This window comes from Rudanella paleaurantiibacter (assembly GCF_009184635.1).
GTDB lineage: Bacteria > Bacteroidota > Bacteroidia > Cytophagales > Spirosomataceae > Rudanella > Rudanella paleaurantiibacter.
The window spans coordinates 63,691-78,152 of sequence record NZ_WELI01000009.1 but is presented as its reverse complement, the minus strand read 5'-3'; the positions used below and the strand labels follow the sequence as shown (position 1 = coordinate 78,152).

The following is a 14,462-nucleotide window of genomic DNA, read 5'->3' as shown; positions in this document are numbered from 1 at the left end:
AATAAGCAGTTGGCCAATGTTTGCCAAATTAGCATTGTACCAGTTGGGCAAAACAGACGCTCCGGTTGAAGCCTGCTTTTCCGACAATGGGCCGGAAAAACGTGAAAAAATGGGTTCGTGTCCGACTTCGGACCGTCAAAAGTAGCACCAAAATACGAGTTACGTCGGGTGCAATGTCTTCTTTCTTAGGGTGCGGTGTGCGCCTAAGCTCGTGAATCAGCCCGCCGAGGTTGAGTTGGGGTGAAGGCAGTTCTGCCAGTACTCAATAATGAGCCGGAGTTGTCCCTCCACAGCATCCAGACCAGTAGCCTTCCTGAAAAAGCCCTGTACGCTCAGCTGATACGCAAAATTGACTTGCTCCTGAAGGTCTTCTGCCCGGCTGGTAGAGGTATAATACACAAACGGAATCGCCTTTTGGCGTAGATACTCATCTTCGTTGATGCGCTGGCGTAGGTCGATGCCATCCATGAGTGGCATTCGGATATCGCACAGAATCAGAAAAGGTGTTTCGGGTGTTGCAGCCAGATACTGGAGCGCATCGAACCCGGTACGGAAAAACCGCACCGGGTTAGGTAGGCCCAGCCGACCGATTATATCGCTGATAATTAGTTGATCGTCGTCATCGTCTTCAATAGAAATAATCGGGCCGTGGAGAGACATTCTACGTAGTAATTAGTGAGAAACTGTATCGTAAATTGTCCAAAAGTAAGGTGTGTTATCGAAACCGGATTGGCCGTAGGCTCAATAGGCGGCAAAGTTTAGCCGACGGAATGCGTTTGGGAAGATTCACAAACGGAGTTGACTGGGGTCGGCTGTTAGAGGGGCGAAGCTACAGATGAATGACTGTTTGATAGGGGAGAGTTAGGGGTGTTACTACTTGCGTTGTATATTACGAGTGTGATTTAGCTACTCAGGTTATACCACCTCCACAAATCCAAATGAAACCCACGAATCTAATAGTCACGCTATTGATGGTTAGTGCCTACTTTGGTATGGTTGGCTTTTCCAGTGCTTCAGTAGTCGGCCTGATAGTTGCCCTTGTTTTATTGGCGAGTAAACGCAAGTTTTGGTTCGACTAAAACCCAATTGGTTAAGTAAACGCAGGGTTGAGGTCAATTATAAAGTTTGGGCTGTAACAGAACTTGTGTCACAACGTACATTTACCTGACCTATGCAAGATTTGATCGATTACGCGCTCAAAAATGGTATTACCTTACAGAGCCAGGGAGATTGTCAGTTTTGTGGGGCCAATGTTGCTGGGGGCGTTTTTGAATGTCACGCCAATGCTCACCACCTAGTTGAACTCCTTGACTTCAATAATCCGCTCTTCTACCAAACCCGCTTTTTAAGTGTGGATGCCATGGCTTTACAGCATAGCGAGATTCATGGCCCCTGGAACAATCATATTCATTTGACAAGGTTGTTTCTGATATTTGAGAAGGAAGTCCAATGGACCTACCTAAAAACCCCTTTGTTGAGCGTAGTTATAAACCAGTATAAGAAAAACAAAAAAGAGTTTCTGACACCTCCTCCTTTGCAACACAGGGGCAATCTGACAACGTCAGATTTAGTGGGTCTTACTTCGACTCAGGATTGTGTCAGACTGGTACGACAATGGGCAATGGATGTCTACACGTCATATAGCGACCATCATCATCTCGTCTCATTGATAGCCGATACGTTCCTGACCAGGTATCATTAGCCGTAACACATGATCCATAAATACCTACTTTGACGCATTTAGCGGGGGACTTTGTCTGATGGTTTACTAAATACTCACCAAGCCTATCACGATAGGTGAAATACGGAAAGGCTCGTTTTAAAAGCCCGTGGGGGCAAACTGATCTACGGAGCGATCTCTAAATTGATGGAGGCCCTGCTATAGAATATGTTACAGGGTATGAAGGAGTGGCTGGAGGGGAGGTAGGCTTGCGATAGAAGCATCAGCGTTGTATCTTGATGGTCGTACTTGAATGGGTTGATAACATAATACTCACTTATACAACAGATTTATACCTCATTTTTTTGTACCCTTTATAGAGTAAAAAGACAACTGCTATCACATTAAGGATACTCCAAATATTTAAAGTAACTATAATAGTTTTGTCAAATAGCGTCAAACTATTCCAGCTCCAATATTCACCTTTTGATTCATCATAGTTATCATCGTAATCCATTAGAGCAATCCCTAAAGCAAAATACACAAATAAATCAATTACAAACAGCATTACTGTAATCAAGATTACTTTCAGTTTTGACATTTCTGTAGGATTAAAACTTTTCTAACACAAGATTAAAGAGTCAGGTAGTCAATATTAGAATAATTTAATAACATAAGGTGAGCTATATAGCTCACCTTCGGAAAGTATAAATTAGCCTGTTTTTGATTGGTTGTACTGTACAAAGTTGACAGCTCTCTACGAATACTCTTGACCGCCACCCCATCAGGTTGGCGGTTTTTTCATGTCCTATTTTACCGGAGGTAGGTGTTTTTCCTTCGTCGCTGGATAATCAGATTAAACAAAAAGGAATACCTCAACCATCGCATCAACCGGAAACGAAAAGAGCCGCTTACATCAATGTGTAAGCGGCTCATAATCTGTTTCTTGAGTGACCACGGGGAGACTCGAACTCCCATGCCGTGAAGCACCACCCCCTCAAGATGGCGTGTCTACCAGTTTCACCACGTGGCCATTTCCTTGAACTGGGTGCAAATATAGGGCAGTAGAATAGCTTTGTCAACCCGTAGATAGATAATTCACCCCAATGACCCTATTACCAGTTAGTCGCTTCGGGCCCTATAACTAATTCGTAATCACGGGATGAAGTGCTTATTTTGGGGGTAAAACAGCCCATAAAAATTGTCAAAAAAAGCCGAAAAATGACCAAAATTTTGTAATTTAGACCTTCATTTAAGCGCATACGGGCGGGGCTGGTCAGTTAGCTCAGCCTCTCACAAACCCGATTTTTGGATCAATCATTATGGCATTAGAATTAGTCGGTAAGCTGCACAAGTTGTTGCCGGAAGTAACGGGTCAGGGACGGAACGGAGCCTGGAAAAAGCAGGAGTTTGTTATCGAAACAGCCGATTCACAATTCCCTAAGATGGTGTGTCTGTCTATTTGGGGCGACAAAACGGACGATCTGAAACAGTTCGCGCTGGGCGATACCCTCAAAGTGACCTTTAACGTGGAGTCGCGCGAATACAACGAGCGTTGGTACACCGAAGCTCGGGCGTGGCGCGTCGAACTCGACAATGGTAGTGCGGCTCCGGCAGCAGCGGGCGCACCGCGTCAGTCGTCGGGGGCGTCGGCTCCGCAGGCGCGGGCAGCTTCGTCGCCGATGCCGTTCAGCAGCACTTCGTTTGATGAAGAGACGAACGATTTGCCGTTCTAAGCAGAACCGATAGTTTACACACAGGGCCGATAGATAGAGAACGCACCGTTCTCAGTCTGTCGGCCCTGTTGCGTGTTGGTGCGCACAGATATATGTATGTGAGCGACTGCCTGGTGCCAACAGTAAACGTGTATTGTTCTGCCGGTTGTAGGAGAAGTTCATTACAGCAGGTTTGCCAAAAAAAATTTCTGACAGGATTACAGGATAAACAGGATTTACTCAGGCCGGAGAAAATCCTGTTTATCCTGTAATCCTCCGGGCCGCCGACCGGTCAGAAAAAGAAACTTGTCCTATGCTCAGGATTGTCAAATCGGCTAAAAACACGAAAGCCCCGAGGTCGGGGCTTCTTCGTGATCCGGCTGGGATTCGAACCCAGGACCCATACATTAAAAGTGTATTGCTCTACCAGCTGAGCTACCAGATCGGTTAGTTTGCAAGGTCAGTCAGAGAATAAACTGAGCGTTGCTACTGGTTACTGTTACTTTGGTGATCCGGCTGGGATTCGAACCCAGGACCCATACATTAAAAGTGTATTGCTCTACCAGCTGAGCTACCAGATCGATTACTTTTGTATTTCAGTTGGCAATCGTGACTGCTTTCTGAAATCGTGGTGCAAAAGTATGCCCTTTATTTATTCAATGCAAGCCCCTACTCTCAAAAAAAGCCTATTTCTCGTTTTTTTTCTTTGTCAACTCGTGTTTACAAGCTGGGGCGCGGTGTCGTTACGAACGGCTGATTCGCTCTTCGCGCTGGGTCGTTTAGACGATGCTGTTCTGCTTTACGAAGCGGCATTGGCTGAGGGTCAGATGGCTACCGATCCGGTACTGCTTAAGCTGGCGTATGCCGCCGAACGGAACAACGATCCGGCCCGGGTCCTTTTCTACCTGCAAATTTTTTTTGATCGTCACCCGAACGAATCAGTACTGCGGAAGATGAATGAGGTGGCTCGGTCGAATGGGTTGATTGGTTATGAAACCGATGACCTCAATTATTTTTATTTATTCTATAAGCAGTACGGTATTTACTTATTGCTGTTTCTGCTTGGCTTGGGTATATACGTTTTTGTGATACTCGTGCTGAAGATGGCCCGCAAGGAGTTTTCACCTGCCCGGCACAAGTGGGTCGTGCTACTATACCTGATTACATTGCTTTTGTTTGTCAATTTGCCCGAGGGTTACCGGTCAGGCATTACGAGCCGCGATCGGGTGTATCTACGGCAACAACCTTCGGCAGCCGCACCCGTATCGGAGGTGATCGGGCGCGGCCACAAGGTGAATATTCTCGGTAGTGAAGATATTTGGCTCCGTATCTTCTGGAACGATCGGCTGTACTACGTCCGTAAAGATCAGGTTTGGCTTATTTAAAGGGGCGCGTTGTGATGCGTCGGCTCTGTAACCTTACCGTTTCAGGGGCGAGTTCTTTTCTTTAGCCAGCGTGTTGTACACGAGGGTGTCGGTGAGTTTGGGGAAAAGCTTGTTCAGGAAAACAGTCAGTTTGCCCTGTGCTGTCAGAACAAGCTCGCGCTTCCGGTGTTTCACTGCGCGCAGAATATGGTCGGCACACTCTTCGGCACTCATCATTTTTTCTTCGTCGCGCACGGTTTCGCCTGCTTCGTGCCCCGATGCGTCGAGGGCCGCCGTGCGGATGTTTGAGCTGGTAAAGCCTGGGCAAGCCGTCAGCACATGCACGCCCGAATGCAGCAACTCGGTGCGGAGAGCTTCCAAAAAGCCATTCATAGCAAATTTAGACGCCGAATAGCCCGCCCGAACCGGTAAACCCCGATACCCCGCAATTGACGAAATTCCGACAATCGAGCCTTTTGTTTTCAGGATATGCGGTAAGGCGTAGCGCGTCGCGTACACGGTGCCCATATAATTGATGTCCATCACTTTGCGGAACACTTCAGGGTCGGCGTCAACAACCATCGAGCGCATAGTAATGCCGGCATTGTTGATCAGAATATCCAACCGGCCGTAGTGGGCCACGGCTTCATCAATCAGTTTGACAACGTCGGCCTGTACACTGACATCGGCCGTGAGAGCGAGATTGTTAATGCCTGCCTCGGTTAATTCCTGGCTGACAGTAGTGAGCGCATCAGGCTTACGGGCGCAAATCACGATAGAGGCTCCTTCCTTACCAAATGCGAAGGCCAGCGCCCGCCCGATTCCAGACGAAGCGCCGGTAATCAGGACAACTTTTTGTTGCATAGAGTGGGTGACGTTAAACCGCAAAGATAGGCACCAGGCCGCGTGATACCGGCTTTACCCCTTACCTGTATAAGGTTACGGTACCTTTCCACTGTTGCCGGGTGTACTTAATGAGATAATAGTAGACTCCCGGTGTTGTGTTGGCTCCCGTCCAGCGGAAGTTGCGGTCTTTGGTTCGATATACCACCTGACCCCACCGATTGACAATCTCGACCGACTGAAACTGCTCCGAACAATTGTCGGCGGGTAGGTCGGCTACCGACCAGAAATCATTGATACCGTCGTTGTTGGGGGTAAATACGTTCGGGATATTCAGGGTGTAATCCACGGTTGGGTTTTTCAGGCGAACCGTTACGGAGGTTGTATCGGCGTGTTTGGGCTGACAGCTCCGGTCGTCGGCCACAAAGTCGAACACAAACGTAGCTTCTTCTTTACCCTGGAGGAGTTCGCAGGACGGTTGCCACAGGAAGCCCGACTGGAGCGAGGGCCGACCGAACAGATCACGCCAGCTGACGCCCAAATCGGCCATACTACCTCCACGAACGGTACCCGTGAGCCGGATGGAGTCACGGTCGGGATCGTTGCCCAACACATCGAACTGGATCGTTGAGCGGGTTTCATCGGCCGGATTAAGCGTTAGTTCGATAACCGGATTAGGAAGGCTGGTGCGGATGGTGGGCGGTTGGCTGGGTAGCCCCACGGCCGTCAGGTCGACGGTAACGGTGTCACGGAGAGTACGGTTGCAGCGGGTTTTGGTCACCACAAAATCGACGAGGTATTTTCCGCGTGTGGCCTGCGTACAGCTCGGACGCCAGACGAACGGTTGGGTAATGCGGCCCGAGCCCGAGCCCGTAGCAAAACTCATATTGGCCGATGCGAGCGTAAACCCTCGCCCAATAGCCTGTACCGAGACAATATCATTATCCTGATCGGTGCCAACTACGTTAAACGAGAGCGAACCACCCACTGTCACCTGGGCTTTGTCTTGCGGGAGCGTGGTGACCACCCGAGGCCGGTTAATTGGGGCAGCAATCACGTTTAGCTGAACTAGCAGGGTATCGGTCAATCCTTGCGGGCAGCTTTCGTCGGTAGCCCGAATCGCGAGCGTTACCCGTCCGCTTACCCCGTTGGTGAGGCAGCGGCCAAAGCAGAACTCGGCCCTGACGGTATCGGTACCGGTGCGGGTAGTTACGATGTTGGGAGTAAGCGAAAGGCCCGGCAGGGTGCCGCTGGCGTTGGTAATGGTGATGCGCTGGTTCGGATTGGGGTCGGTCAGGAATAGCGTGAGGCAGTTCTGGTCGGCTTCGTTGATGGTCAGTACCGTGCCGCGTTTGTAGTATTCTTTCGCGCCCTGCGGTTTCATCAGAATCCGGGGTGGGTCGTTGGGCGGGCAATCGACCACCTGGAGCTGGAAGTCGCGCCGGACTTGCCCAATCCGAACCGGGGGCCGCCCGGCTGTTCGGCGGTATTCCTCTACCAATACCGAGAAAACGTACAAACCCGGCGTATTGGCCACAACGGTAAGTAGTCCCGTGCGAGGGTCGACACGGAGGGGTTGCGTTCCCGGAATGGCGTTGGTAGCCGATAGGCCCGGTGCCCAGCTGACAAGCGGGTAGGGGCCCCCGCGCACACTATTGCTCTGGCTGGGGTCGGGTACAGTGGCCGTACTGTATCCGTTGAGCGGAGTAGCCATCGAATACACCAGGCTATCGCCGTCGGCATCGCGGGCGCTGAAATCAAAACTAAAGGGCCGGTTGGTGCATATATAGTCGCCCTTGGCGATACCGAACGAAGGCGTTGAGTTGACAAACGGTCGGCTGTTTTGCCAGGGTGCGGCAAACTCGAGCCAGAAGGTAGAGCCCGCTCCCCCCGGATTGATAATATTGGCGATGGAATTGTTGCGGCAGCACCGTTCCCAAACCATGTAATAGCCTTCGGGGTCGCTAAAATTATTGGAGAACGTCACGTCGATACTGTACCGGAGTAAACGGGTACGCAGGTTGCCGATAGCGCAGGCTGCGTTGGAGTAGTTGACAAACGTATCGCCCACAAGCGGTAGGGCTACCCGTCCTTCGTATCCGTTATCGCGTTTCCTAAAAACATACACAAACACAGTCTGATCGACGGCTCCTCGGTTCCCGTTGATATCGTCGAAATAGAGGTTCATGTTGATGCGGTGTGAGAACGTGCTGGAGGCCCCCAAATACTGGAGTTCCAGTTCTCCGCCCACAATGTGAGTAGCCCGTACGGTAGTCCAGCTTAGCAGGAACAGAACGGCAATAAGTAGCTTAAAACGAGTCTGTTGGTAAAAAGTGGGCATACGTAAACGTTTTCCAATCTGCACAGGTCCAAAATGTGGGTTAATTTAGCATTTTATTCAGGTATTATGCGAAGAAGGAGTCATAAAGCACCCCAACGGTTGGAAGGCGTTCAGATTGACGCAGTGGCCGCCGAAGGGAAGTGCCTGGTGCGTACCCCTGAGGGGGTTATTTTTGTGGAAGCTGGGCCGGGTAATCCGGCGGTAGCTCCGGGCGATGTGGTCGATCTGCGCATTGTTAATGTGAAGAAACAGTATCGTGAGGCTGTTGCCGAGCGGATTCACTCGTTTTCGGCTGTGCGGGCCGAGCCGTTCTGCGAACACTTTGGCACCTGTGGGGGCTGTAAGTGGCAACATATCCGGTACGAAGAGCAACTGGCATTTAAACAGCAACAGGTTGTTGATCACCTTACGCGGATCGGTAAGGTAGCGTTGCCATCTATTCGCCCAATTATGCCGGCCGACGTACGCCAGTACTACCGGAACAAGCTTGAATTTACCATTGCCGAAGGGCGCTGGATGACGCAGGCCGAGGTAACCTCCGATGAGCGCATTGATCAGCGGGTGGTGGGCTTTCATATTCCCCGCCGGTTCGACAAGGTGCTACCCATTCGGCATTGCTACCTGCAACCCGACCCTTCCAACGCCATTCGGTTGGCGGTTTCGGAATATATGCACGCGCACAATCTGGCGGCATACAACCTTAAAACCCACGTGGGTTACCTCCGTACGCTCATTATCCGCACGGCCGAATCGACGGGGCAGGTGATGGTAACCATGCAGGTGGCGCAGGATAACCCCGACCGGCTGGCTCACTTGCTCGATTATCTGCTCGAACAGTTTCCGCAGATTACCTCGCTCAATTACATCATCAATACCAAAAAGAACGACACCTACGGCGATCTGGAGGTGGTGAATTATGCCGGTACGCCCTACATTGAGGAGCAGATGAACGATGGCCATAGTGCCGACGGAAGCCCGCTCACGTTCCGGGTAGCACCCAAATCGTTCTATCAGACCAATGCGGGTCAGGCTTTCAATCTCTATAAAGTTGCCCGCGAGTGGGCTGGCTTAACCGGGCAGGAGCTGGTGTATGACCTTTACACCGGTACCGGAACCATCGCCCTTTTTGTAGCCCGGCAGGCTCGGCAAGTGGTGGGTGTTGAGTACGTAGAGGATGCCGTGAAAGATGCGCGTGTGAATGCGGAGGTTAACGGCATTACGAACGTGAGTTTCCACGCAGGAGATATGAAGGATTTGCTGACCGACGCCTTTATGGACGAACACGGCCACCCCGATGTAGTCATTACAGATCCGCCCCGGGCGGGCATGGACGAGGCCGTTACCCGTCAGTTGCTTAAGGCTGCTCCCAAACGTATTGTGTACGTGAGTTGCAATACCGCTACGCAAGCCCGCGATCTGGCTATTCTGGACGAAGCCTATCAGGTGAGCAATGTGCAGCCGGTTGATATGTTTCCGCACACGCACCATATCGAAAATGTAGTTTTACTGACGCGCCGGGTATAATTTTAACCACATCATGTAACCCCTTGAGGCAATATGGAAGAACGTGTACGTACACCGTGGTGGTTTGGGCTCGTATTGCTTCTCTGGGGGCAGTCGGTTGGTTTTAGTTTCGGGCAGGCCGGTATTCCCGAACCGACCTCGCCGGGGGGCTCAACGGCACCGGCTGGTACAACTGTGCCCGGCAGTTCTACCGCTTCGGGGTGGCTGCGGCTCAACGGTCGGATAGGCATCAATAACTCCGACCCCCGGTCGAGCCTGCACGTGAGCGCAGGGGATGTGTACATTGACAATATTGGCTCGGGGGTCATTATGCGGTCGCCGAACGGGTACTGCTGGCGTGTAACGATCGATAACACAGGCAACTTTGTCCGAACCCGGATTGCCTGCCCCGGCGAACCGGCACTGACCTCGGAAATGCTGGCGCTTCAGCCCGGCCCGGGCGAGGGACAGGACGCCTTTACGTCGACCTACAGCACTACGGCCATCACCGGCGCTGGTTACGGTATGGCGGTAGGGGCCTGGACAACAGACGGAACCCCGCTTACGTACCAAAGTTATCTACGATTTAACCTGTCGGCCATTCCGGCAACGGCACGCATCGACAGTGCCTTTCTCCGACTGACTTATTACGACATCGCCTGGTTTGCGCCTTCGCCCAACGTGGGTAATAATCCGGTGTATCTCCAGCGCGTGACCTCGGCCTGGGATCAGACAACACTGAATTACGCGTCACGGCCTACCAGTACCACCGTGGGGCAGATAGCCGTTCCGTCGGCTGAGTCGCAACCGGGCGTGTATCAGAAACTTGATGTGAAAAGTCAGGTAGCAGCTATGGTGGCCAACCCGGCTACAAATTTTGGGTGGCTACTGCGCTTGCAGGATGAGGCCCCAGCGCCCCCGTACCGGGCGTTACAGTTCTGCACAAGCGAACACCCGACTCCCGCCAACCGACCTCGGCTGGTGGTGTATTATAGTTTGTAGGGAAGGGGTGAAAAGAAAAAAAGAGAAGGGGGGCTAATGCATGTGATAAACATACGTTAGCCCCCCTTCTCTTTTTACCTATTGTGTTCTCCCAATTAAAACGGCGTTTGCTGATTGGGGTCGGCGTTGCCGAAGTTCGACAAATCGTTGGCGCGGCTGCGTAAAGTGCCACCCGTTGGCGGTATTGGGGGCATACCACCGGGTCCTGACGGGCCTACGGGCGGGAACCCACCCACTGGGCCGCTGTCGAAACTGCTCAGGCCGGTCACGTTGCTTGGGAAACCCTGCCCCTGTGGCACCGGGTCGAAATAAGTATCGAGGTCGCAGAACTTAGTGAATCGGTTCACAAACCGAAGCTGAATCGTGTCGAGCGAGCCCGAACGGTTTTTGGCTACAATCACCTCACCAATACCTGCCGTAGAGTTACCGGCTTCGTCCTGCGTAATATTGTAGTATTCAGGTCGGTAGAGGAACATAACCATGTCGGCGTCCTGCTCGATGGAACCGGATTCCCGAAGGTCAGACAGCTGTGGTTTTTTATCGCCCCCACGGGTTTCAACGGCCCGGCTTAGCTGCGAAAGGGCAATTACGGGTACGTTTAGCTCTTTGGCCAGGTTTTTCAACGCCCGCGAAATCGATGCAATTTCCTGTTCACGGTTGCTGCCTTTGCTGTTATCGCCCTGCATCAGCTGGAGGTAGTCAATCACAACCATCTGAATGTCGTGCTGGGCTTTTAGTCGGCGGCACTTAGCGCGTAGTTCCAGAATCGACAGGGCGGGGGTATCATCAATAAAAATTGGGGCCTCCGTTAGTCGCTGAATTTTATGGTGAAGCTGGGTCCACTCATGCGGAGCCAGGTTTCCTTTCTTAATTTTTTCACTGTCAATCTCCGCTTCGGCTGAGATCAAACGATTGACCAGCTGCACGGCCGACATCTCCAACGAGAAAATAGCAACCGGCTGCCCAAAATCGACAGCGGCATTTCGCAGTGCCGACACAACAAACGCAGTTTTCCCCATAGCCGGGCGGGCGGCCAGGATAACCAATTCGGTCGGTTGCCAGCCCGATGTAAGCCGATCGAGCGCACTGAAACCCGACGGAATACCGGTCAAACCATCCTTATTGTTTTTCTTAATTTCCAGCTCGTTCAGGGCCTGCCGGACAATGGTGCCCATGTCGGCGTAGTTTTTCTTGATGTTCGACTCCGAAATCCGAAACAGCGACTGTTCGGTTTGGTCGAGCAACTGAAAAACGTCGGTGGTATCCTCATAAGCGTCGCGCAGGATGGTCGAGGCCATAGTAATCATGGCCCGCTTGAGCGAATGCTCCGAAATAACCCGCGAGTGGTACTCAATATTGGCCGCTGAGTTGACTTTGATAGTCAGCTCAGAAACATAACCGGCGCCCCCCACAAACTCCAGCTCGCCCGTTTTGCGAAGCTGCTGGGTCACGGTGAGCAAGTCGATGGGTTCCGAGTTCTGAAACAGACTCAGAATGGCGCTGTAGATACGCTGGTGGGCTTCTTTGTAGAAACTCTCCGGCTTCAGAATGTCAATAACTGCCGAGAGGGCATCCTTCTCAATCATGAGGGCCCCCAGAACAGCCATTTCGAGGTCGGTAGCCTGCGGGGGGAGCTTGCCCAACCCGGTGTCAAGCCGGTCTAACCACCCATTGCCTGATTGTGAACGAGTTCCGCCAAAGCCAGGGTTTTTTCGTAAGTGCTGATTGGGTCGTGCGTTTTCCATGATTAACACAATGTTACGCAATGTTTGGGGTCAAAGGCAACTCCCCCGGCCGATAAAAAAGGAGACTTTATCGTACGTTGCCCGCTAACGTGCTGGTAATAAAAGAACTCCCCCGAAGCGGCTGTCTATTAAAATCGGCTAAAGGACAGTGGCTCCGGGGGGGCTTCAAAGTAGGGATCGGTTGGGTTAACGACCCCAGCTGCCGGGGTCTTCACGCCAGGCACCGAGCGAGCTTAATTGCTCGGCCTGTACGTAATTCATGCGTTGGGCCTCTTCGATCAGGGCCGAGTAATCGCTCAGGCACACCAGCGGAACGTTGGCGTTGCGGAAGTTTTCGTCGGCCAGCGGAAAGCCATACGTAAAAATGGCGGCCATTCCCAGCACGTCGGCACCAGCCTGTCGGAGGGCTTCTACCACCTTAAGCGAGCTGCCGCCCGTCGAAATCAGGTCCTCAATCACAACTACCCGTTGCCCGGCTTCAAACCGACCCTCAATCTGGTTACCCATGCCGTGTTTCTTCGGCTCGGGCCGCACATAACAGTACGGCAGATTAAGTACATCGGCCACGAGAGCCCCCTGAGCAATGCCCGCTGTAGCCACGCCCGCGATGATGTCAGCTGTTGGGAAATGCTGCCGGATCGCATCGGCTAAAGCGTTTTTGATAAAGGTACGGACCTCGGGGTACGAAAGCGTTACCCGGTTGTCGCAGTAAATAGGCGATAGCCATCCCGAACTCCAGGTAAACGGTTCTTCGGGCCGTAGTTTCACGGCTCTTACTTCCAGCAGATGCCGGGCAATTTGGGAATTAATCATAGGGAATCGGAGAGTTGGTAACCGCCGGTAAACCGCTCCTGAGCGGTTCGTGTGGCCCGGCAGCCGGTTTATTCGTCGTCGACGCGGGTGACCAGGATCTTATCGATCCGGCTCTTATCCATATCGATAATTTCGAAGCGGTAATCCTGCCAGCTGAAGGTTTCGCCGGTTTTCGGAATGTCTTTCAGAATATGCAGGGCAAAGCCGCCGAGGGTGTCGAAGCCAGTCAGGTCGCGCCGTTTCTGTTCCGACACGTTTATGTCGAAGTGATTCAGGAAATCGTCGAACGGCAGTTGGGCATCGATCAGGAAACTGCCGTCGGCTCGCTCGCTGATCTCGTAATTAAACTCGCTCGTTTCCGAAATATCACCCACCAGCGCGTCGATAATGTCGTTGAGGGTCACCATGCCCAGTACCCCGCCGTACTCATCCACAATAATGCCGACATACTGCCGCCGTTCGCGAAAGCGTTCGAGCACCTGGTAGGCCCGGTTGTTTTCGGGAATAAAGAGCACCTCGCGGCTGATGGCTTCGAGGTTGTTTATTTCAGTGTTGAGGTCTTTACCGAGCAGGTCTTTCGATGCAACCAGTCCAACCACCTCATCGACAGAACCGTTGCAGAGGGGGTAGGTAGAGTGTTTGTAGCTAATGACTTTTTCGATGTTTTCCTCCGGGTCGGCCTCAAGGTCGAGGTATACGATTTCCTGCCGGTTGGTCATCAGCGACGTAATGCGTCGGTCGCCGAGCTGGAATACGTTTTGCACAATTTCCTGCTCGATTTCTTCGATGACCCCGCCCGTGGTGCCTTCCTGAATCAGACTTTTGATTTCTTCTTCTGTAACGGCACTTTCGTTTGGTTTAATGCCCATCAGTTTGATCAGGCCGTCGCTCGAAACGCTCAGCAACCCGATAAATGGCGAGGTAACGCGCGACAGCACGTTCATTGGCCCGACCATGGTTTTGGCAATGCCCTCGGGGTTTGAGAGGCCGATTCGTTTGGGCACTAGTTCGCCCAGAACGAGTGAGAGGTACGTAAGCCCCAACAGGACCAACGCAACCGCGATGGGCCGCGAGTAATCGCCTACGTACGGAAACTGGGCAACAAAGTTCTGAACGTCGGTAGTGAGTTGGTCACCACTGAAAATACCGAGTAAGATGCCAATGAGGGTGATACCGATCTGAACGGTAGATAAAAAACGGTTGGGCGAGTTGGCCAGATCAAGGGCTGCCTGAGCGCGTCGATCCCCGTTTTTGGCACTGGTTTCGAGTTTAGCTTTCCGGGACGATACCAGGGCAATTTCTGACATAGAAAAAACGCCGTTAAGTATCGTCAATAAGAGGATTATAAGTATTTCCACAAAGGGAGTTAATTGGCTTGTTGCAAAAATAGCAATTGTCCGCTCAACGCAAACAAAAGCGCTTTTTTCTAATTTTGTTCATCAAACCGAAGGGGCAACAGGTGCAAAGCCGCCCTGT

The 14,462-nt window shown here is 52.0% G+C and carries 12 protein-coding genes and 3 tRNA genes; 5 read left to right on the top strand and 10 right to left on the bottom strand.

The features are described from left to right. Window positions 1-216: 216 nt before the first annotated feature. Window positions 217-660: a response regulator gene (locus F5984_RS19335; RefSeq protein WP_152125870.1), complete on the bottom strand. Its 444-nt coding sequence runs from the start codon at window positions 658-660 to the stop codon at window positions 217-219. A gap of 511 nt (window positions 661-1,171) precedes the next feature. Here F5984_RS19335 and F5984_RS19330 point away from each other — a divergent pair. Then, window positions 1,172-1,702, top strand: a complete 531-nt coding sequence (locus F5984_RS19330) for a DUF5946 family protein (RefSeq protein WP_152125869.1) — start codon at window positions 1,172-1,174, stop codon at window positions 1,700-1,702. Window positions 1,703-1,997: 295 nt separating this feature from the next. Here F5984_RS19330 and F5984_RS19325 read toward each other — a convergent pair whose 3' ends face one another. Next, window positions 1,998-2,261, bottom strand: a complete 264-nt coding sequence (locus F5984_RS19325) for a hypothetical protein (RefSeq protein ID WP_152125868.1) — start codon at window positions 2,259-2,261, stop codon at window positions 1,998-2,000. 350 nt (window positions 2,262-2,611) lie between these two features. Further along, window positions 2,612-2,693 (bottom strand) — tRNA-Leu (locus F5984_RS19320). A 289-nt stretch (window positions 2,694-2,982) separates the two neighbouring features. Here F5984_RS19320 and F5984_RS19315 point away from each other — a divergent pair. Beyond that, window positions 2,983-3,396: a DUF3127 domain-containing protein gene (locus tag F5984_RS19315; protein WP_152125867.1), complete on the top strand. Its 414-nt coding sequence runs from the start codon at window positions 2,983-2,985 to the stop codon at window positions 3,394-3,396. A 351-nt stretch (window positions 3,397-3,747) separates the two neighbouring features. Here the strand turns inward: F5984_RS19315 and F5984_RS19310 are convergent. Beyond that, window positions 3,748-3,820: transfer RNA gene (locus F5984_RS19310), tRNA-Lys, on the bottom strand. A 60-nt stretch (window positions 3,821-3,880) separates the two neighbouring features. Then, window positions 3,881-3,956 (bottom strand) — tRNA-Lys (locus tag F5984_RS19305). 135 nt (window positions 3,957-4,091) lie between these two features. Between F5984_RS19305 and F5984_RS19300 the strand changes: the two genes are divergently transcribed. Then, a complete protein-coding gene (locus F5984_RS19300; RefSeq protein ID WP_152125866.1) occupies window positions 4,092-4,760 on the top strand; it encodes an SH3 domain-containing protein in 669 nt (222 codons plus the stop codon). Window positions 4,761-4,793: 33 nt separating this feature from the next. Here the strand turns inward: F5984_RS19300 and F5984_RS19295 are convergent, their stop codons facing one another. After that, window positions 4,794-5,603 (bottom strand): SDR family oxidoreductase, encoded by an 810-nt coding sequence (locus tag F5984_RS19295; protein WP_152125865.1) that lies wholly within the window; start codon window positions 5,601-5,603, stop codon window positions 4,794-4,796. 61 nt (window positions 5,604-5,664) lie between these two features. Continuing rightward, the gene (locus F5984_RS19290) at window positions 5,665-7,923 is read right to left on the bottom strand and encodes a gliding motility-associated C-terminal domain-containing protein (RefSeq protein ID WP_152125864.1); all 2,259 of its coding nucleotides are present in this window, start codon (window positions 7,921-7,923) and stop codon (window positions 5,665-5,667) included. 66 nt (window positions 7,924-7,989) lie between these two features. Between F5984_RS19290 and rlmD the strand changes: the two genes are divergently transcribed. Next, the gene (gene rlmD, locus F5984_RS19285) at window positions 7,990-9,447 is read left to right on the top strand and encodes a 23S rRNA (uracil(1939)-C(5))-methyltransferase RlmD (RefSeq protein ID WP_152125863.1); all 1,458 of its coding nucleotides are present in this window, start codon (window positions 7,990-7,992) and stop codon (window positions 9,445-9,447) included. A gap of 33 nt (window positions 9,448-9,480) precedes the next feature. Next, the gene (locus F5984_RS19280; RefSeq protein ID WP_152125862.1) at window positions 9,481-10,428 is read left to right on the top strand and encodes a DNRLRE domain-containing protein; all 948 of its coding nucleotides are present in this window, start codon (window positions 9,481-9,483) and stop codon (window positions 10,426-10,428) included. A 95-nt stretch (window positions 10,429-10,523) separates the two neighbouring features. Here the strand turns inward: F5984_RS19280 and dnaB are convergent, their stop codons facing one another. The 3 genes from dnaB to F5984_RS19265 all read right to left on the bottom strand — a co-directional run bounded on the left by dnaB (window position 10,524) and on the right by F5984_RS19265 (window position 14,344). Then, window positions 10,524-12,173 carry a replicative DNA helicase gene (dnaB, locus tag F5984_RS19275; RefSeq protein WP_152125861.1) on the bottom strand — a complete coding sequence of 550 codons (1,650 nt, stop codon included), beginning with the start codon at window positions 12,171-12,173 and terminating at the stop codon, window positions 10,524-10,526. Between the two features lie 186 nt (window positions 12,174-12,359). Further along, window positions 12,360-12,986: an orotate phosphoribosyltransferase gene (pyrE, locus tag F5984_RS19270; RefSeq protein WP_152125860.1), complete on the bottom strand. Its 627-nt coding sequence runs from the start codon at window positions 12,984-12,986 to the stop codon at window positions 12,360-12,362. Between the two features lie 68 nt (window positions 12,987-13,054). Further along, a complete protein-coding gene (locus F5984_RS19265; RefSeq protein ID WP_152125859.1) occupies window positions 13,055-14,344 on the bottom strand; it encodes a hemolysin family protein in 1,290 nt (429 codons plus the stop codon). Window positions 14,345-14,462: the final 118 nt, after the last annotated feature.